Raw genomic sequence first — 21043 nt, forward strand, 5'->3', positions numbered from 1 at the left:
ATGGATATAGTATTGGTTAGCGGGGGCACTCGTGGATTGGGACTCGCTATTGCTAAACGACTGGACACTTCAGGTTATCAGGTTGTGGTAGTTGGCAGAAAGTGCTCACCTGAGTGTGAAGAATGGTTGTCAGCTTCAGATAACGGTGTGTTTGAGTCATACGATTTTTCAGATACTTCGGGCATTCACGAATTCTGTAATCAAATCTCAAGAAAATATGGGCGTTTGTATGGTTTGGTTAACAATGCAGCTGTCGGGCTAGATGGAATACTTGCGACCATGCATGAGAGTGATATTTCCAGAGCAATTCGGATAAATATTGAAGCTCCAGTTTTGCTCACGAAGTACTTCTTACGCCCTATGTTAATAAACGGAAGGGGGAGGATAGTTAATATTTCATCGATCATAGGCACTACTGGATTCAGGGGCCTCGCGGTATACGGTGCAACCAAAGCAGCCGTTAATGGCTTCACTAAGTCATTATCACGGGAGGTTGGAAAAGCTGGTGTAACCGTGAACAGTGTGGCGCCGGGGTACATGGCGACAGACATGACGCAAGGGTTGGAGGGTGAGAAACTCGAATCCATCAAGCGGCGCAGTCCGCTCGGTCAGCTTGCACATGTTGACGATGTCGCCAGCATGGTGAATTATCTGATGTCGAATGAAGCCAAGATGATCACAGGTTCTGTGATGACGGTAGATGCTGGAAGCACAGCATGAAGTTTGAAATACGCAGAGGCACGTTTGAAGATGCAAAGGATATAGTTCATTTATTCTCTGGGGAGAAAAATCCGCATGGATGGACTTTGAGAAAATGGCGGCATTACTATCAAGATTACCCTGAGGGAGAAGCCGTTATTTTTATTGCCGAATCAGATCAGGGAATCATCGGTCACTATAGTCTGTTTCCGTTAGTCATTTGCGGGGAAAAAGTTTATATGGGTGCACATGCGTATGTGAAGGAGACGGTTCGCGGTTTGGCTGTAATTTCACAGCTTATGAAGTCAATAGATGAGTTTTGTGCTGTTAATGACATACCCTTCATCATTGGGTTCGCAAACCAAAAATTTACCACAGTTAAAACAAAGCTTTTTAAGTGGGTAACACCGTTTTACGCAGGCTTCGTAACCACGACCCTGTTTGACCCACTGGTATTTAAGGACCGGCCCCTTCGTTTTCAGTATTCTGACGAATGGCAGCAATGGCGTTTTGGAAATATAGCTGGTCCAGTTATTAGCCAATACAGAAAAGCAGGTTGTAAAATGCCAACTTATCAACTTCTGTACTCTCAGGAAACTGTTCCCGCAAGTGATTATGGGTTGTCGGAATTCGAATGCTGGAACCCTAATTTTTATCATCGAAGACCAGATGATGAGTATTTCAGTCAACCGTTTTCCCTAAAGATATATGACCGGCATTGGGTCGGCCCTGATCTATTAAATCCTGAAAATTGGTTTATCCAAATGGGTGATTCAGATACCTTTTTATTTGAGGCGATATAGTATGAAGGACATCAATATTGGCGGACGTTTAGTTGGGTTAAGTCATCCACCATTCATAATTGCTGAAATGTCTGGCAACCATAACCAGTCATTGGATCGCGCAATGGCGTTGGTTGATGCAGCTGCAAAGGCAGGAGTTCACGCTCTAAAATTACAAACGGCGAGTCCGGACGGTCTAACGTTGAATGTCGATAGCCCTGATTTTCTTATCAATGATCCAAGTAGTCCCTGGCATGGTCGTAATCTTTACAAATTGTATAAAGAGGCAGTCACACCTTGGGAGTGGCATAAGCCTATTTTTGATCGTTGTGCAAGACTTGGTCTAATCGTTTTTAGTTCTCCCTTCGAGCCTGCTGCGATCGACCTTTTGGAAGAACTCAACGCTCCCTGCTATAAAATTGCCTCATTTGAGTTGGTTGATTTACCTCTTGTCAGGAAGGCAGCATCAACCGGGAAACCCTTGATCATGTCCACTGGTATGGCAACTGTGTCGGATATTGAGGATGCAGTTAATGCGGCCAGATCTGAGGGCAATGATAAAATAATTCTCCTGAAGTGCACCTCAAATTACCCATCAACTGCTAAGGATGCCAATATTGCAACAATTCCTCACCTTCAACAAATGTTTGGATTACAGGTAGGGTTATCTGACCACACTCTTGGCATCGGCGTGCCCTGTGCCGCAGCTGCGCTGGGGGCAACTGTAATTGAGAAACATTTCACGCTGAGGCGTTCAGATGGCGGCGTAGACGCCTCTTTTTCATTGGAACCAGCTGAATTCTGTGCTTTAGTAGAAGAGAGCGAGCGAGCTTGGGCAAGTGTTGGTAACGTCGTCTATGGCGGTGCGGCTGTTGAGAAAAAGTCTTTGCAGTTCCGGCGGTCTCTTTATATAGCAAAGGACGTCAAAGCGGGAGACTCGCTCACAGATGAAAATCTTAGAATTGTTCGCCCAGGCTACGGGCTGGCTCCAAAAAACATTGATGTGTTGCTAGGAAGAAAGATAAACCGTGATCTGTCCATCGGAACAGCAATGAAGTGGGAGTTCATAGGGTGAGTCGGACCGTACTGGTGGTCGCAGCTCATTCAGATGATGAGGCTCTGGGTTGTGGCGGTACAATGGCAAAACATGTTGCGCATGGCGATGATGTTCATGTCTTGTTTATGACAGATGGTGTTGGCTCCCGAACAATAGTAAATAGTGAGGTTTCTTCACGACTAAACTCGGCACAAAAAGCCTTAGATATTATCGGCGTAAAATCTATGAATAATTTAGATTTTCCTGATAATAAGATGGATACGGTGGCCTTATTAAACGTTACACAAGCAATAGAAAAAAGAATTCATGAACTCCATCCAGAGATTATCTATACACATCATATGGGCGATTTAAACATTGATCATCAAATTACACATAAAGCAGTAATGATAGCTTGTAGGCCGCAGCCAGACTTCTGTGTGAAAGAAATTTATGCTTTTGAAGTCTTATCAAGTACTGAGTGGCAAACACCAGGTCTGATGCCTTTTATTCCAAATGTGTTTGTAGATATAACCAATTATATGCAAATCAAAATGAAAGTCCTTGATGCGTACAAACTAGAAATGCATGATGCCCCCCATAGTCGTTCCATAGAGAATGTATCACAACTAAATAAATTTCGAGGCAATTCTGTTGGGGTTTATAGTGCAGAAAGTTTTATTTCTATTAGAGAATTAAAATGAACTAGAGTCCCTGATTAACTCCAGAAAATATAGTCACTTCTGGCATGAAAATACCAAGAAGTAAAGGAGGAAGTCGATCCTGTTTTTTTGGACCCTGAACGTGTCAACCTTTTTTTGACAGTTGTCAAAATTAAAGTATTTTTCATTAGATTATCTTGGTCCACTGGCAAAGTAGGGACATACCCCATTATTAGGAAAATTTTAACCATAATTCATTATGGTCGACAAGGTACTTGTGATGCTGATATCGAAGCTGTTATAGATGTCTTGAAATCTAATTTCCTTACTCAGGGGCCTAAGGTGCCTGAGTTCGAAAAAGCCTCAACTTCAATCACCGGCGCTAGACACGCGCTTGCCATGAATAGTGCAACATCAGCGCTTCATGCAGCTTGTCTTGCGTTGGGTTTAGGCAAAGGTGACATACTGTGGACTACGCCAGTCACGTTTGTAGCATCCGCTAATTATTCTACATATATACTCCTTGTCTATCCAAGTGATCGAATCAAAGGCATTAGGAAAGCTGGCGATTTATGTGGTTTTTCACGGTTCAAAGTGCCAGTTAATAGAGTTTCAGCTACAGGTCGTCTAGAGGATTGAAGTCATCACTAATCTCTTTAAAAGTTTCTTAAAATATAATATGTGCTTATACTTATTTATGGGTTTTCCTCAAATCACCGAATTAAAAATAGATCGCGGTTGAATTCTCATCACTGATAGAGTCCCAATGCTGTCGACTTTGGACGTGGTTTTAGGTCCTATTTTTGTTCTCGTGGTAACCACACTTATACCCTAAGTAGAACTGAAGAATAACTAATTGTCTGGAATTGATTAGATTCCTGATGATTATCTTTATGGTCAACTTAATTCCTTAAATACAGCTTACAAGATGGTGCTTTCTTTTTATGGACATTATTAGCAAGTTTTTTAATCAACTATCACTGAATGGCATTGAGTTTATTCCCAGACATACCAATCATGAAATTTGGAACGACCAGTTTGCCCAACTAGATTATCAGCCAGTTGAGTATGCCGCTGATATGATAAATTATCAGAACGCTTACTTATCTCAAAACGGATCAAAGACAGCCGACCTTAGTATAATAATTTTATCTGGAGGGAAAGCGTGTGGACTATGGTTGCTAACAGCGGTTAAAATGAACGATCAGCTTAAGTTAACAAGTCTCGGTCAACCCATCTTAGCGCCTTTATTTTTGGATTCAACTACCCGAAAGCTAAGAAAAAGATTTTGCTCAAATGCTATGAATTGTCTTACCACCATCTCAGAGATCGGTTTTCATGGTTCGCTAATGACTCAACAGGGCCCAATCGGAGTCAATCGCGAGACGGTTTTAACTGATTGGTATAGGCAAGGAATGGAGCATGAGGCTACTGTATCGGTAAGACATGAAATGTATATAGATCTGTCACTATCATTGGATGAAATACGGAGTCATTATAGGAAAAGTTACAAGCCTTTTATCAATAAAGGTCTCCGAGAATGGGGACATGGTATTTTCACTTCATCAAATATCGATAAAATAAAATGGAATCAATTCAAATATCTGCATGAAGTAGTGTCTGGGAGGGTGACTCGTGACGATTCAACTTGGGACATGCAATATCGAATGGTCAGTTCAGGAATTGCATTTTTAGTAATGCTACATGATCCTGATAGTAGTGATCTAGTGGGTGGAGGATTTTTCCAGAATACAAGGGATGAGTGCCTATATTCCGTAGCGGCTTATGATCGTAGTTTATTCGATAAACCGTTAGGCCATGTTGTTCAGCAGTTAGCAATAAATCATATGAAATCTCTTGGTTTAAAGTGGTATAAGATCGGTGAGAAACAATATTCCCATGATTCTATTGAGGTCTCAAAAAAAGAAGTCGATATTTCCAAGTTTAAGGAAGGATTTTGTACCGATATGATATGTAAATTTGAGTTAATTTTTCCAAAAACTTAAAAATAAATGCTTTGTTCTTCGTAAAAGTTAAGAACTAACTTGAATTATTTAGTAAAGGTTAACTTTAATGCTTCAAAAGTTTTCCAACCTGCATAAAATATCAGTTTTTCTAAGCACACCCACGCTTTTGAGTCTACTTATGTGACTAATAACGAAGCATTACGAGATTATATATAACTATGAGCATATTTATAAAGCATTTGGCGCAGTGGTCTATTCCAACATTCATGGAGACCGGAGTGAAGGCTTTAATTCTTGGTTCTGCTGCTTATCTTTTAACCAAAGACGATTTCGCGATTTTGACATTGGCAATGCTCGTTTTTACTTTTCACCCTATGCTTCAGTTTGGCATCACCGATGGTTTGATTCTTAAATTGCCAGGCTGGTACATCAAAAACGATTTGGATGAAATATATTTGAGTCTCAGGGTTTCCCTAACGTATGTTTTGATAATAAATGTTACGCTAATATTGCTGGCAATAGTCATATGCATTTTTTTTGATCTCTATGGAAAGATGTTTGCTGTGATGTTGATCTATGGTTTGGTAACGATACCTTACCAAATATATAATCATTACTTACTTTTTAATCGTTATACCTATGACATGGAGGTTGCCTTGTATGCAAGATCACTAAATGTACTGTTAAGACTAGCTGTACAGCTTCCTCTTCTCTGGTTTTATGGTATTTACGGGTTGGCCCTTGGGGAACTTGCCATATATTTGATTACTTGCTGTTTTATAAATCATATTTCTAAACGTCATTTATTGCCATATGTTGATTTTCAGCGAGTCAAAAAATACGTGACTTATGGAGTCCCTGTTTTTTTTGTTTCCTTAGTTGGGGTTCCGTCTGTAACTTTAGAAAAGACTATTGGAGCTTATTATTTTGATTTGGATGGGATTGCGAACATCGGTTTTCTTGCTTTTTTGGGCTCTTTATTATTCCTTATTACAGGTCAAATTTTGAGTCTATTTTCACAATACGGTCGCGAGTATTTCGTGAAAACGAGCGATGAAGGGTCTTCTTATTTGGGTTACTTAGGGTTTTTGCAAGTTACGCTCTTCGCTTACTTAATTATTGGATCTGGATATTTTTGGCTTTTGTCGACTTATATTATTCCTAACTATTTGAGTGAATATTCCATAGTCATCAATTTTCTCCCTCTAATTTATCTAGTGTTTTTAGGTAGACTGGTTGTCTCGATTCATTCTAGTTGGATGCTTGTCGTTGGTGAACGCGCAAAGATCGCTATTACGCACGTAGTTTTTTGCATCACTACCCTTGCATTTGTAGTGATATCTACGATGAACAATCCATTGACACTAGAAATTTTGTTGCGGTGCCTAGTATTTGGTATTCTTTCTCAAGTGATAATCATCGTTGCTTTTGCATTTCTCAAGTCAAAGCAATATGAGAGTGTGCCTTGGCTGATAATATTAATGGTAAGTCTTTTCATACCACCAATAGTGTTTTCAATTTTCGTTAATGTTAGCTGGTTTTTGTTCTGTTCACTAAACGTTCTTATTTTATTGCTTCAATATGGCCTAAGTTACAAAAACAAGTATTTTGAGGGTCAATTTATCATGTTAAAAAGAATAGTTACAAAGAGTTATCTGTAAGTGTTCGATATGTTTAACCGATTATCTCCATAGCTTCCATTGCGTTGGCTTTCTTGGATCTGTTCTGGCCATCTGGTATTTTTGCTAATTTATTGAAATGTATTGTTATTCGCTTGATAGTGTAATCGACCTAATAATTTTTTGAGTGTATTATTGAAATGAATCCAAAGAGTTTAATGAAAAATTATCGAATTTATCTAGTTCGTTTTATACGCTATTTAAAGACACACACTAAACTACTCGGTTTCATGGAAATTGAATCGAATACCTTATCGCAAAAAGAATTGTTCGATATATCGACTTATGCCTATGAAGTATTAAAAAATGAACCTAGCGATTTTTGGGGCGAGGTCTTCAAACGAAATAGACAGACGTTTTTAATTGATAAATTGGTGTTACGTTCAGCCAAGAATAAGTCGTTTGCATGGTTACTCCGTTACATAGTTATTTCAATATTACGAGCACTCCATTCTTCAGGTGACGTATTAAAAGTGCTAGCTAAAACGCCTAAAAAATATCACATCTCTCTAAATGTAACGGGCGATCAAGGAAGTAAAAGGAAGATAATAGTTTGGACTAACAATACGCTCCGTTCTAAAGTGTTTAATCGTGAGAGCCATTATTTACAGTATGATTTGATTGTTGGTTGTTCTGAAATAGATAATTATGAATTAATGTCGTCTACTGAATTGAATTTTAAAGCCAAGCTCAAATGCCTAAAACTTAAACTTAGGTTCCCTTTCATTCAGTCGGATGTTATTTTAGAGGCTATTGCGTCAAATATTCTTTTTACCAAAGCCTTCGATGAGTTAACATGTATTGGTGAGGATGTAGGTGTCTTTTTGAGAGAGGGTGTTACCCCTTTGTCTAAGATGTTTCTGTATACTGCAGGCAAGCTTGGGTTAACTAGGAATGTCATTTATACTATGCCTGTTCTCACGGAAAACCTTTTAGTCCCCCGAGAATGCGATATTCTTGTAATAATAAGTGATAGTCTCCCCAGCTATACCTATGGGGCAACACAGACTATTGTGTTAGGCGATAATCCCTATTTACCTTGGCGCGACATTGCAAACTCTGTCCCAGCAGCTCCAACTATCGGTCTCATGCTTGGTGATTGTCATAACCGTTGGGTTCAGCAAGAAGCTACCGATCGAGCGATTTTGGATGCACTTGCAACATCAGGATGTTCGTTATGTCTCGGTAGACCTCATCCTCAAGAGTTAACCCGACCAGATCGATTAGCATATTACTCGTCCCTGCTAAAAGAATATCCTTTCCTGAAGATAGAAAATGCAAAGATAGAAACGTTTCTCACAGACATATCGCTACTGATAGTTTACACCACCAGTTCGTTGGTTCAAGAATCAATTTTGTGTAATAGACCTGTTATTGAATATAGGCCCGATCATGATCACTCACCAAATAAAGCAGTAATAAATTTATCTGGTGGCCTTGGTGTCTCAATTTCAGATATTCGTCTTCTGACACAGGAATTAAATAATAAATTTTCGGAGGGTACTGTGCAGCGAAAGATTAACTGGGAGAGGTGTATAAATAACCTCAAATTAAGCGCTACTCTGCAGCCAGACATAACTAAGATCTTTAACCGACATTCAATCAAACCTAGACATCTGATTGATAGTAGTTCTGTCTGACATGATATTTTAAATAGTATTTTTTGATTAGTGAATTTTGCAGTTGTAAGGTTAAGAGGTTATAAAAATGAACGATTTTAAAGTAATTCACCTTGTTCGCCATGTTGCATCAACCTCTATGCCCTGGAATGATTTATACAAAACACATCGCTTGATCGATAGACAATCGTCGGGATATGTCTGTGCAATCTCAGGTATTAGATCTTCAGGTTTGTATTTAGATGTGAATTCAAAACAGCGATATTTTGGCCTGAATTTCATCACTTCATTTTTTGTGCTTTGTAAAATAGTAATAAAAATTAAAAAGAAAAATCGTCGTGTCATTATTCATGTGCATAATATGTCACTCATCCCGTATATTTTTTTCATGAAGTTGTTTGGCACCAAATGCATTCTTAATGTCCATAATAGTTTGGTGAACTTTAACTTTATTCAATACAGTCTTTTAAGGCTAGGGATATCATTTTTTGACGCAATAATACCTGTTAGTATTTCGGTGGGGGATGAAGTGATTAAAACTTTTCCTTGGGTAAAATCAAAAATTCACCCAATTAAAAATGGCATACATATTGATCAATTAATGCAGGTTAATGATCTAATCTGTTACGGTACAAAAAACATTGATGTCATAATAATAGCAAGATTCGTCGAACAAAAAAATGTGCCAAGAATCTTATCAGTACTGTCACAATGCAAAAATTTAAGTAAGGTTGTCTGGTATGGCAGGGGTGTTGAGATGGATTCGGCGAGAGCTGAGATTAATAATACCGCTCTTGAGAACATTTTTGAGTTTAGAGGAGTTAAACCACGAAAGGAAGTATTAGAGGCGATTGACAAAAGTATAGTTTATCTTAGTTTGTCTAAATGGGAAGGTATAGGAGTAGCTAACATTGAAGCTCTATCGCTTCCCACAGAAGTTATCCTATCTGATATTCCTCCTCATAACGAGTTATGTTCAAACCTTAATTTGACCCTTGTCAATTTGAAAGCTTCAGATGAAGAAATTGCTAACATAATAGATAGTAAAATTACTGCGCACGAACAAAGGCAGAAATTCTTGTTGGAGAGATCGGCGGCAACCAGGCTTGAATATGATCTGCGCGTGTTGATTCGAAAATATATACACGTTTACAATAGTGTGTCGCATCACTGAGTGGCATCCAGGATTTTAAATTTTCAAATTGATATGGAAAATAACTTCAAGTGATCATATTTTACAATCAGAGGCTTGTGTACATGAAACGGTGCTCGTTAGAGCTCGCTAGAGGCTAATTTAATGCGACTGATCCATGGAAAATGGCAGCATACATTCTTAAACTTACATCTGGTAACGCTCAGTTGGTCAGCTGTTGCACGTTTCAATGATTGGACACCGCTACCTCTTCTTTTTTTGTGTTTAGCCGTGTTTTCGATAGTAATACGAATTCTTTTAGATGTTGGCTTTGCTAGGCCGGTGTCAGTAAGGACTTCTAAAGTTGATTGTCTTATTGTTGTCGCGTTTTTTCTTATGTGCCTGAATGTGCTTTATAACCCAACGGCAAAAGGTGGTAATTATTTACTCGCATATGGCGTCGTGTTTGGGATGTATCTATGTTGTTTAGCAATGGGGTTACGTAATATTAGTACGAATGAGCTTTTAAAATATAATTATTATGGCGTTAACTTTATCTGCCTGTTTGTAATTCTAGAGGTGCTAGGACGATCAGCACTAGGTTTTGATGTTTTCGAATGGATTCCAAGGAGTAAAGAAGCTACGGCCACGGTTGCAGTGGGGTTCTTCCGTGGATATGGTTTTTCGACTGAACCTACCCAAGTGGGTAATTATTTCGCCTGTTTTGTTCCTTACGCTATTTTTTACAGGTCGAATATAGCTCGCAAGGGTTCGCGCATATACTCTATTTTTTTGGTCTTAGCGGCAACGATGACCTTCTCAGCAGCGTTAGCTTTGGTTGCTTTTTGCGGTGTTTTGATTTATTTCGTGTTCACTAATAAAAAATTAAGCATGATTAAATCCTTGTTATTTTTAGGTATTATACTAGTAATTCTTTTCTCTCTTTCTATTTACACTATGGGGATAGGTGATATTTTGTACGAGGCATACGATAAAGTGTCCTCGAAGTTACTTCTGACTTCAGATGGCACTTCTGTGGGGCAACGGATGATTGCTCTTGAAACTGGAATCGCTACCATACAGAACTATCCATTGTTTGGAATAGGGCTGGGTTATTTGTCGTCACTCGGCCAGGATAGCTCTATTAATTGGTATATTTTTCTAGGCTCAGAAGCGGGCTTGATTATTTTGGGATTTTTTGTATTCTGGTTTGCATTCCACCTTATCAATGCGGTGTTGAATTACAGCAGGACAAGAAAAGAAATTTTCCTATGGGCAGCTGTGTCTATATTTTGTGGGATGGCTTATTTAATGTTTATTTCTACATTTCAGAATATGTTTTTGTTAACATCTATTTTGTTATACAGAGTTATCCAGAAAAACTTAACTTTTTCACAAGGACGATAATTCATTGATAAATTTTTTAGGAAAGCTTGATGAAGCAAACATTAAATATGTTAGCTGGAAGAACAATCATGAACTGTTTGAGGCCTTGATTGGTAATAGTGATTTGGACATACTAGTAGAACCTATATGTCAAGTTAGCTTCACCACTCTTGCTCAGCAACATGGCTGGTTGGAACTAGAGAACCCAGTTGCTCGGTTCCTTGAAATTAGGCATTTTTACAATATTTCAGCTACAGGAAAAGTGTTCCATCTGCACGTATACTTCGAGGTAGTGACGGGTGAGAGCTGGTTGAAAGAGTTTATTTTGCCGCTGAATACATTTTTGTTAACTGAGCGGGTGATGTGTCTTGAATACAATGTTTGGATTTTGAGTAATAAAGCACAGGCATATATTTTTCTAATTAGACATTTTTTAAAAACAGGGTCTTTTACATCGCGATTTTTATATTTGCATGAGTTTGATTCGTATAAATCTGAATGGTTACTTTGTAAAACATTAGCCGATGATCTCCATGGATTTGGTCCAATAGTCGTAGACCCATATATTACTAAATCAGGGCTAGCTAAAGGATTTAGTATGCCCAGTTTTACTGCTTCGATAAAATTTAGATTGTTTTTATCGGAGTATGTCCGATTTTCTATACTTAGCTTACCGTTTTTAAGAGTCAATTCTTTTTTGAAGAGAGTTTTAAATAAAATCTTTGTAAAACAGAAAAAAAAGTTCTTAGGACAGGGTATGATAATAGCGATTTCTGGTGCTGATGGCGCTGGAAAGTCTTCTATGATCTCCGGTTTGAGCCAAACTTTCTCTGGCTTTCAGTCCTGTAAGTCGTATTCCTTAGGCAAACCCCAAGGCAAAGTTCTTGAATCGATTAGACTACGAATGGGCTCAAAAGCGCTTCCAACGACGACGATAACCGATGTTAACGCAGAAAGTTCCCTAAAAAGGGCCCTATCGTCTGTAGTCTTAGGGATTCTTAGGTTACGACAGGCTAAACGAGCTAGAGTTGACGCTAAACGAGGACACTTAGTTCTAGTTGATAGATGGCCGACAAACAACTTTGGTAAGATGGATAGTCCGAAAATCTTGTGTCATAGTGATAGTCCTTGGATGGTAAAGGTGATGGCCGAAGTCGAGAAAAAAATCTACGAAAAAATTCCCAGCGCTGATTTGTGTGTTTATCTTAATGTTTCCATTGAAACTGCAGTTTCTCGTAATGAAAGCAGAGTAAAGGTTGGCAAGGAGACTAGTCACGAGATTGTAATGAGGCATGCTGATAATGCTGCCGTCTTTCCCATTTGTAATAAAATCATTCATTTCAACAATGAAGGGCCTTTTGAGGAAAAGTTTTTTGAATTACAAACCATTCTGTGGCAAGAGATAATTGTGCTTAAGGCGAGGGCGGAAAGTTTTTGATTTTCAAACCTATTGTTTTTTGAATTTTTTATTTTGATGACTTATTGTTTTTACGTTGTTAGTTATTTACTAACACGTCACGGATATTTTTTTGTAGCTTAGGGGAGATTAATTTTTCAATACTATAATATTTAATCAGCACGAAAGGCTTTTAATAAAGGACAGAATGTCACTGAACACTTACGTCAGCAATTGGGGCTTAGCGAAAACTCTTCAGATATTATCAAGATTGCGTATGATTTGCAGGCAGGATCATACATAGAATACACTCAAGCCAATCCCGATTTCGCTAATTCCGTGGCCGATGGGTTCGCTAATGTACTCCGGGATTGGGTACGTCCCAATGATACTCTGTTAGGTGCCGGCGTGATGACTACTTATTCTCTAGTACTTTAACGTATTATTTCAAACCTTACCAAGGCCTATGCTTTTGATATTAGTTGGTCTAGAGTCTACAAAGGTATCGTATTTTCTTAAGAAATCCTGGGGAAAGATTTTGCCAAACTTCAACCATTCGTTGCAGATATGAAGCGAATCCCATTGGCTTACAAATCGGTTGATATAACAACCTCTAGTCATGCGTTAGAACCAAATGGTGGAAATCTTACAATCTTACTAAGCGAATTATTTCTTGTCACTAGAGGAAAGTTAATTTTGTTTGAGCCGAGTTACGAAACAATTAGTGATGAGGGTAAGGCAAGAATGGATAAGTTAGGCTATATAAAAGGAATGCATGAGGTGGTTAGGAGTCTAGGCGGTCGTGTTGTTGAATTTAAAAGAATGCCTACAATTGCCAATTCTCTTAATCCAACTGCATGCTTTATAATTGATCCGCCCATTATAAATGAAACTAAGCATGTGTTGAACGCCGACATATTCATGCTACCTGGCACCAGCTTATTGCTCGAGAAACATGAGGGGTTTTTTGTATCAAAGGAAAGTGGCCTTGCATTTCCGGTCTTAAAGTCAATCCCAGTTCTAAAGACGGATAATGCGGTATTAGCGACTGCATTGTAAATGTTGCTAGTGCGTTTGATGTGACTTCCTTGAGTATGGAAGGTTTTCCCGGTTATGTTGGGGCGACTCTTATTATTTTATATTTTAAATCATATCACCATTTAGGACATTCACGCGGAAGCTTTGTAATAGAACTTATAAATCGTCTTTTGGGCGTCGGACTCAAGGCCATGGAACTAATTTCATTTCTGTGCGGGAAAAACGTTGCCGCCGCTAAGCACTTCCCATGCGTCTTTTCTTGTTACAAGAACATCTTAGAATCGGACAGGCTTTTTAATTAAATTCAGCCCTTCAAGGTCGTTTAAAGCTAGTGGCTGCATCATGAATAACTAAGTTAACGGTATTTATCTAATAAGTAAGATTAAATATGTGGCATTTCGCTAAGCTAATAACTTTTGGGAACGGTAGGGCATGTAGTAAAAGGGTATTGTTCTTGGCTTGAGAGGCTAGATTATATGAAGATTTTTAGGGATATAGGGCAAATCATAATTGACGCGTCTGGTGATCAAGAGTTTGTTATAGAGGGCTTTGGTAACCCGGGGGTTGGTAAGTCATTTATTTGTACTAGCTTTCAAAATACTTTTAAAAATGAATATGGGTCTATTAATTATCATTCGATCGATAATTATCACGTCACTTTCATTATTAGAACGGTTTGTAAAATATTATTGATTCTTAAGAGTTTGTTATTTTCACCTAGTATAGTGATAGCCAACTTTATGTTGATTAATAGTTTTAGCAACATCAGGGGTGCCATTAAGTTAAAGCTACTATTTAACTTACTCCTAGTATCGTCAATAATTGTGAGCCGTCGGTCATGTTATAAACCGCTTCTTCTTGATCAGGGCATTTTTCAAGCGATTTGGTCATGCTATTACTATAACCAGGGTGTCGAAAGCGCGGTCCCTCTTGATCACGTAATTAAATTAATTAACCGGCTGTTTGATAAAATGCTGGTCACTAAATTATTTATCTTTGACGTTTCATCAGAAAAATCTGTTATTTTGTCCAGATTGACTAATCGGCGAATTAAGGGATCTAGCCCACTAAATGGCCTTGAAGAGTCGGTGATTAACCGTGGGATGGATGCGACCACCGTCACCCGCAATTTAATTCTCAAGATGGTTAAAAATTCGGACAGATTTAAAGTCTTTATTATCAGAAATTAACGAATAACCTTAAAAGTATGGGGGCAGAGAAGGTTTACATGGGCCCGAATGTTAACAGTGTATAAAAATATGCCGAGTGTTGTTTCAGATTTTACACTTAAAGAATAGGTCAGATTATGTCGAGTTAAGAGAAGAAACTTAATGTCGTTCTTTGCGCTATTTGGTATATTTATAATTTTCGAAAAAATACAATTATGGGGTTTTCGGTAGAGAGGTATCAAGTTTTTGTTGTCGCGCCCCGGGACTAATACCCCAAACATTTTGCGGGGTTGGGTGCCGAGTATTACGATTTTAATTTAGACCCGACGGGGCACTAATCCGTTTACAGAGGATATGGTTATACGTGCATTACTTTTTATTTATTTGAGGGTCATGCCAAATTTCGTAATGAATTTTACTTCTAAGATTATTATATATAGTATTATTGAATCATTTTTTTTCGGCGCGAAGGTAGTCAATAACATTTCTGGATTAGGAGCCGTGTTTACAGAAAATACACTTTTCTCTAAGTTTGTATGTTTATTATATTGCGTTACACAAATCTTTGCGATTAAAGGATTTTTTCAAAACCAATAGGATATGGAGAGCTCTGTTGGGACGAGGATTATGCCTCAACATAAATGTGAATATCTGCCTAGGACCGGAGTTGAATTGGAGCATTTCGGATTAACAGAAGCGGCAGACAATGGCGTCGTTCGTTTCGTTATTCTTTGCAGAATGTTCTTTGAGAAGTGAGTTGGTTTTTTGGTAGAAGCCCCAGATTATTGTAAGGCAAAGTACGGGGATCGTGTTGATTTGAGAGCGATCGGTTTTTTAGAATTTAACAATCAGGTCGCTGTCTCTAAAGAAGTCATGAATTATTGGATAACAAATGTCTTTCTGATAAAGGAGCGCTCGAAGACGTCCTCCCCGAAATTGCTATTTCAGATTGTATGGTTTTACCATCGTTATACCCTTAAGGGACTCCTAAGTCGCTTTCGGAGGTCGCGGCTATGGGGAAGTCTATAAATACAAATAATATGCCGGGCTGTTCACCCGTATTAGAGCATGGAATTAATGGCTTATTATACCGACCTAACTCTATTGATGATTCAATTATTAGTCTGGAGAGATTAATTGATATGGGACATGACACTCGTCTTGAAATGGAGGTTAAAAGTCCTCAGTTAGTAGAGAGGAAATTTGACGAAAGAATCGTTTTTAAGAAATATCTTGATTTCCTGGGTTTGTGAGTTCTTAGCGGAAAGTCCAAACATTTTTTGTAAAAAACCAAGGTTGTGATAAGGTTCGTTTACTGCCGAGGCGGAGTCGACGATTGAACTCCTCCAGGCCGAATATTCATTTAAAAACACCAGTTCCTTAAATACGTCATAGCGGTTGAATCCGTCTGCCAACCGCCTTTGAGCATAATTCTTTCAAGCGGCTCACCTTGCTCTAACAAATCTAGTACAGCCCCCACTTTAAATGAATGTCCGCTGAATGGTTGTTCAATGGACTCTATTCAGGTCCTTTTGCAGTGCTTTAATATGATACTTATGCTTTCTGGGTTTAGATTTTTACCGATAAACCCCCTGCCTACTAATTGATCTTAGAATATAGCTTTCATCGCTAACGATACTCTTCCATTTTTCTAATAAGTCGAAGAGTTCTCGGCTGATGGGTGGAAAGTTCCCAGCCCTGAATTGATCCGTTCTTGAGAAATTCAGTTTGATAGCTGGTTTGCCGCCCGGTGCTTTGCAGGTGTCCTCAAACGTAAAGGCACAGAGTTCCGACCGGCGTCGCATCGTTTCATAGCCGAGTCTGAGAAGGGCTTCATTTCTTAAACCCCTGACGTTGTTATCGCAGTTGTTAAGTAGCCGGTTGAGTAGTGGTTTGGTGAGGGTAGTGGCCTGCTGTTGTGCCCGCCCAATTTTTCGGTGCATTAGTTTGTTGGCCAATATAACCTCTGGCTGGTGGGGTCGTAGTGTTTGGAAAATTTTAGTCTCGTACCCAAGCTATTTATTCTGCGGCAAATGGTTGCGTTTTTTTTCCCCCCTGTGTCAGGATAGTTGTCACCCTCTAGATTCCACCTAAAACCAGATCAGTGTGCGGTTAATGAGAACGGAATGGCTCGATATTCAGCAGAACGGAAAGAATCGATCCTGAAGAAAATGTTGCCACCCCACAACGTCACTGTGGCCGAGATTGCCCGGCAGGAACACATATCGTTAAAAACCCTTTATAATTGGCGCGATACCGCCAAACAACAAGGAATGCCTGTGCCAGGAAAGACGTTATCTGCCGACGATTGGACGGCTGACGCCAAGCTCTCAGTGGTCATCTGTAATCCCCCCATTTTTAATCTCAGCTAAAAATAGAAAGGTTATCAATCACAGCAGTTGTCTTGGGGAACCCCGCCAATCGAAGAATGTGGTCGCTCAATATTTTAAGTCCATTGCCATTGGGTTGCCAATAATGAGCGTCTTCGATGTCCTCAAAGATATTCAATTCCAACCACTCATTCCTTGCAGTTCGGATAAATCGTTCAACGTAAGCATTTTGAGTTTGCTTCCCAGGTTGGATGTAAAGCAATGTAATCTGTTCCTGGTTCGCCCACTCAATAAGGTCCTGACTGATATATTCTGGTCCATTGTCACAATGAAGCCCTATGTGTCAACCTGATAGCAGACACTCACCAAGTGAGTTAACATACATTTAGGGCCCCGGTATCAGGAACCACCACTATGCCAAAACCAATAGAAACTCGCGAAAGTTCTCAGATTCAACCCGCCCCAGAGCTGGAAAAGCGGACCCGTCGGCGTTTTTCAACCGAATATAAACTCAATATTATTGCCCAGGCCAATCAGTGTGCTCACGGAGAGCTGGGACAGTTGTTGCGTCGAGAAAACCTTTATAGCAACCAACTTCAGCAGTGGCGGAAGGAGTTGTCCCAACGTGGACCAGAAGGTCTGGCTAAAACGAGCCCCGGCCCTCAAGCGTCCAAAAGCGCGGATCAAAAACGTATCGAACAGCTTGAAAAAGAGAATGGCCGATTACAGCGGAAGTTGCAAATATCCGAGGGTTGCTTAGATCTCCAAAAAAAAGCCTTTGCCATGATCGAACAATTCCAGGATGGCGACAAGAAATGATGTCCTTAGTGGAACATCGCGATCCAGTGATACCGTTGGTTCCTGCTTGCAGGGCGTTGTCGCTCAGTCGCAGTGCCTTCTATGGTCGACGTCCTGCGTCATTGGAACAGCCACAGCGGACCGCTCGACATCAGTGTGTTCAGCCTCGGGCGTTAAACGACTCGGAGAACCAAGCCGTCCTGGCCGTACTCAATAGCGATGAATTTTGTGATCAGCCCCCTTACGAGGTTTATCAGCAGTTATTGCAGCAAGCTATTTATCTGTGCTCGGTCAGTACTATGTATCGATTGCTTCGTCGCCAGCGTGCGGTGGGTGAGCGCAGAAAGCAACGCCCCGCCCAGCATCACGCCATTCCACGCCTGCTCGCCACCGAGCCGAATGAGGTCTGGACGTGGGACATAACCAAACTAGCGACTCAGCAGCGTGGAAAATACTTGTCTTTGTATGTGGTGATCGATTTGTTCAGTCGCTTTGTAGTGGCATGGATGATCTCACGCAAAGAAAACAGTGCACTCGCCCAACAGTTAATGGATGAAGCGCTGGTGCGATATGGCGTGGGACCGGGCCAGCTGACCATCCACCAGGATCGCGGAGCGCCCATGACCGCGCATAACTATCTGGAGCTCATGGGGGAATTTAAGGTGACCAGTAGCCACAGTAGACCGCGCGTCAGTAACGACAATCCCTTTAGCGAAAGTCAGTTTAAGACCTGTAAATATCAACCGGATTATCCGGGGGTTTTTACCAATGTCAGTCATTCACGCCAGTGGTTTGAACGCTATTTCGATTGGTACAATTTTGACCATCATCACAGTGGGCTTGAAGGCTATACGCCCGAACAAGTGTTCACGGGTCAGCATGAAGCGGTGCACGCTGAGCGCCAGAAGGGACTCGATGACCAGTATGGGAAGCACCCCGAACGGTTTGTGGCAGGCCGGCCCTTGGCAGCCCGACCACCGAGTGAAGTTGCCATTAATCCCATTACGCCTCAGATGCTTGAAGAGGGAGCGCCGAACATGGTGAATTTCCCTACTTTGCCAGTGGCCCAAAATATTCTAATGAAAAATACTTTAATTTTGGACTGACTGTCCAAAACAGGTTGACACGTTCCGGAAGAGCACTGGGTTTTCCGCGCCACTCAATAATTCTTTCCAATGAGCGAATCACGCGCTGAGTCGGTAGCGAAAAATCCACGTCGATCGTTAAGCATTCCCGATTAAAGTCATCGATTACATTGAACGTACGGACCGAACGACCGTTTTTCAATGAGTCGCTCATGAAGTCCATCGACCAGGCCTGATTTATCGCTGATGGTACACTGAGGGCCCCTGGCTTATCTCTTTTAATCCGTTTTCCAGGCTTGATGCGTAAGTTTAATTCCAAGTCATGATTGATGCGGTGTACCCGCACATGATTCCAGTGAAATTCTTTGGAATTGCGTAAGAACATAAATCAAAGCCCAAAACCCCAGCGTTTATGGTTCGTTGTGAGCCTTAGAAACCAGTCGGCGATAACAGCATTTTCATCCGATAATTGAGCTTGATACCCAAAACAGGTGGCACTGATAGAAAGCACATCGCATGCCAATCGGATACTTACGTTGTATTCAGTTCGGATGGATTTGCCAGCTCTCGCCGAAGGGCTGGCCTTACAACTTTTTTTCGATGATTACCTTGGCTATCTCGGCCTTGAGTTTTTCCTCAGCATACATCTTCTTCAGCCGACGATTTTCATCTTCTAGTTTTTTCATCCGCTTCATCAGTGATGCGTCCATACCGCCAAACTTAGTACGCCACTTGTAGAAGTTCGCTGAACTGATGCCGTGTTCCCGACACAGGTCTGGAACGTTGCTGCCTGCTTCGTTCTGCTTCAATATGGCCATAATCTGACTGTCGGTAAATCGTGATGTCTTCATAGTAAAGTCCTCTGTACATAGTTTAGGAGATTTCTCTACTTATGACTGCTATCAATTTTAGTGGGGATTACACATCCAAACGGCTGCGTTGTCAGCATCTGAGCTTGGGCAGTACTGCCGTGAAAAAGGCTTCTATCCGGAGCAGGTCCAGCGCTGGAAGAGCGAGTGTCTCCAGGGATTCCAGAACAGTGAAGCCCAAAGCAGCGCTATCAAACATCAAGCCAAGAAGGACAAGGTGGCGATCAAACTGCTCAAAAAAGATCTTCGGTTCAAGGAAAAAGCGTTGGCCGAAACGGTGGCGTTGTTAGTGTTGCGAAAAAAGCTCAATGCGCTCCGGGAGGACGGCGTCGAGGAGAGCTGACGCCGTTGCTGGAGCGCATCGCCACGGTGGCACTAATACACCAAGCCATAAACAATGGGGCTTGCCTGAGTCGCGCCTGCGAGGAAGCTGAGTTGAGCCTCAGGACCTATCGTCGTTGGTACCGAGCGGGTCTGGTTGGCATGGACCAGCGGCCACTGGCCAGTCGGCCGGTGCCAGCCAATAAAATCAGTGAGCAGGAAACGCAGGTGATCTTAGCGGTGAGTAATGAGCCTCAATATGCCAGTTTACCGCCGTCACAGCTGGTCCCAACGCTGTTAGACGAGGGTATCTACCTGGCATCGGAAGCGAGTTTCTACCGTATTTTGAAGGCACACAATCAGCTACATCATCGCGGCCGGAGTAAAGCACCAACCAAAACAGGGAAGCCGACCAGCCATACGGCCTCAGGGCCCAATCAACTTTGGTCGTGGGATATCACCTATTTGGCCTCAAGAGTAAAGGGTCAGTTTTACTACCTTTACCTATTTGAAGATATTTACAGTCGCAAGATCGTGGGCTATGAAGTCCATGATCGAGAGTGTGGTGAGCTGGCTGCGGAATTGGTCCAGCGCTGCATGTTGCGCGAGCAAAGCTTTAACAAGCCCCTGGTGCTGCACTCGGATAACGGTGCACCGATGAAGGCCCTCACGATGAAAGCCAAGCTGGAAGAACTGGGTGTGCTGTCGTCTTACAGTCGGCCGCGCGTGAGCAATGACAACCCCTACTCAGAGGCATTGTTCAGGACCTTAAAATACCGTCCCGAATGGCCCTCATCTGGCTTTGCCGGGTTGACCGAAGCGCGCGACTGGGTGGAGAACTTTGTGGTTTGGTATAACGAGAAACATAAGCACAGCAAGATTAACTTTGTTACGCCAGCCCAGCGTCATGCCGGTCAAGACAGGGGCATATTATTGAACCGAAAAGAAGTCATAACGGCGGCGAAAAAAGCCAAGCCGTATCGCTGGTCGGGCGATATCCGAAATTGTGAGCCTGTAGGGAGTGTTACATTGAATCCAGATGACATACAGAGTGAGAGTGATCAAGCAGCGTAAT

General features: G+C 41.0%; 14 protein-coding genes and 4 pseudogenes. 16 read left to right on the top strand and 2 right to left on the bottom strand.

Translation table 11 applies throughout. The features are described from left to right. From REIFOR_RS07285 to REIFOR_RS07365, 13 genes and pseudogenes are all read left to right on the top strand, one after another. Positions 1-720 (top strand): SDR family NAD(P)-dependent oxidoreductase, encoded by a 720-nt coding sequence (locus REIFOR_RS07285; protein WP_227003792.1) that lies wholly within the window; start codon positions 1-3, stop codon positions 718-720. After that, positions 717-1502: a GNAT family protein gene (locus REIFOR_RS07290; RefSeq protein ID WP_100256934.1), complete on the top strand. Its 786-nt coding sequence runs from the start codon at positions 717-719 to the stop codon at positions 1500-1502. The genes REIFOR_RS07285 and REIFOR_RS07290 overlap by 4 nt, the downstream gene beginning before the upstream one ends. Before the next feature lies 1 nt (position 1503). Next, positions 1504-2556: a pseudaminic acid synthase gene (gene pseI, locus REIFOR_RS07295; protein ID WP_100256935.1), complete on the top strand. Its 1053-nt coding sequence runs from the start codon at positions 1504-1506 to the stop codon at positions 2554-2556. Continuing rightward, entirely contained in the window at positions 2553-3221 is a 669-nt protein-coding gene (locus REIFOR_RS07300) for a PIG-L deacetylase family protein (protein WP_100256936.1), read from the top strand. Before pseI ends, REIFOR_RS07300 begins: the two co-directional genes overlap by 4 nt. An 87-nt stretch (positions 3222-3308) precedes the next feature. Next, positions 3309-3818 (top strand): DegT/DnrJ/EryC1/StrS family aminotransferase, encoded by a 510-nt coding sequence (locus REIFOR_RS07305; RefSeq protein WP_227003793.1) that lies wholly within the window; start codon positions 3309-3311, stop codon positions 3816-3818. 305 nt (positions 3819-4123) lie between these two features. Further along, on the top strand, positions 4124-5185 hold the full coding sequence (locus REIFOR_RS07310; protein ID WP_100256937.1) for a FemAB family protein: 1062 nt from the start codon (positions 4124-4126) through the stop codon (positions 5183-5185). Between the two features lie 239 nt (positions 5186-5424). Further along, positions 5425-6807 carry an MATE family efflux transporter gene (locus REIFOR_RS07315; protein ID WP_145980256.1) on the top strand — a complete coding sequence of 461 codons (1383 nt, stop codon included), beginning with the start codon at positions 5425-5427 and terminating at the stop codon, positions 6805-6807. A 176-nt stretch (positions 6808-6983) separates the two neighbouring features. After that, the gene (locus tag REIFOR_RS07320; protein ID WP_100256939.1) at positions 6984-8465 is read left to right on the top strand and encodes a hypothetical protein; all 1482 of its coding nucleotides are present in this window, start codon (positions 6984-6986) and stop codon (positions 8463-8465) included. A gap of 67 nt (positions 8466-8532) precedes the next feature. Then, a complete protein-coding gene (locus REIFOR_RS07325) occupies positions 8533-9618 on the top strand; it encodes a glycosyltransferase family 4 protein (RefSeq protein WP_100256940.1) in 1086 nt (361 codons plus the stop codon). A 123-nt stretch (positions 9619-9741) separates the two neighbouring features. Next, positions 9742-10983, top strand: coding sequence for an O-antigen ligase family protein (locus REIFOR_RS07330; protein WP_100256941.1), 1242 nt, complete (start codon positions 9742-9744; stop codon positions 10981-10983). Between the two features lie 4 nt (positions 10984-10987). Beyond that, entirely contained in the window at positions 10988-12400 is a 1413-nt protein-coding gene (locus REIFOR_RS07335; RefSeq protein WP_100256942.1) for a hypothetical protein, read from the top strand. A gap of 525 nt (positions 12401-12925) precedes the next feature. Further along, positions 12926-13417: a hypothetical protein gene (locus REIFOR_RS07340; RefSeq protein ID WP_100256943.1), complete on the top strand. Its 492-nt coding sequence runs from the start codon at positions 12926-12928 to the stop codon at positions 13415-13417. A 3274-nt stretch (positions 13418-16691) separates the two neighbouring features. After that, positions 16692-16922: pseudogene (locus REIFOR_RS07365) on the top strand (transposase); the annotation flags it as partial. A 92-nt stretch (positions 16923-17014) separates the two neighbouring features. Here the strand turns inward: REIFOR_RS07365 and REIFOR_RS07370 are convergent. Further along, a pseudogene (locus REIFOR_RS07370) lies at positions 17015-17229 on the bottom strand (integrase core domain-containing protein); the annotation flags it as partial. 80 nt (positions 17230-17309) lie between these two features. Between REIFOR_RS07370 and REIFOR_RS07375 the strand changes: the two are divergent. Further along, positions 17310-17714: a transposase gene (locus REIFOR_RS07375; protein ID WP_100256226.1), complete on the top strand. Its 405-nt coding sequence runs from the start codon at positions 17310-17312 to the stop codon at positions 17712-17714. After that, on the top strand, positions 17711-18799 hold the full coding sequence (locus REIFOR_RS07380; protein ID WP_100256227.1) for an IS3 family transposase: 1089 nt from the start codon (positions 17711-17713) through the stop codon (positions 18797-18799). The genes REIFOR_RS07375 and REIFOR_RS07380 overlap by 4 nt, the downstream gene beginning before the upstream one ends. A gap of 28 nt (positions 18800-18827) precedes the next feature. Here REIFOR_RS07380 and REIFOR_RS16980 read toward each other — a convergent pair. After that, a pseudogene (locus REIFOR_RS16980) lies at positions 18828-19629 on the bottom strand (transposase); the annotation flags it as partial. 73 nt (positions 19630-19702) lie between these two features. Here REIFOR_RS16980 and REIFOR_RS07395 point away from each other — a divergent pair. Continuing rightward, positions 19703-21042, top strand: a pseudogene (locus REIFOR_RS07395) (IS3 family transposase); the annotation flags it as partial. Between the last annotated feature and the right edge of the window lies 1 nt (position 21043).

This window comes from Reinekea forsetii, from assembly GCF_002795845.1.
Taxonomy (GTDB): Bacteria; Pseudomonadota; Gammaproteobacteria; order Pseudomonadales; family Natronospirillaceae; genus Reinekea; species Reinekea forsetii.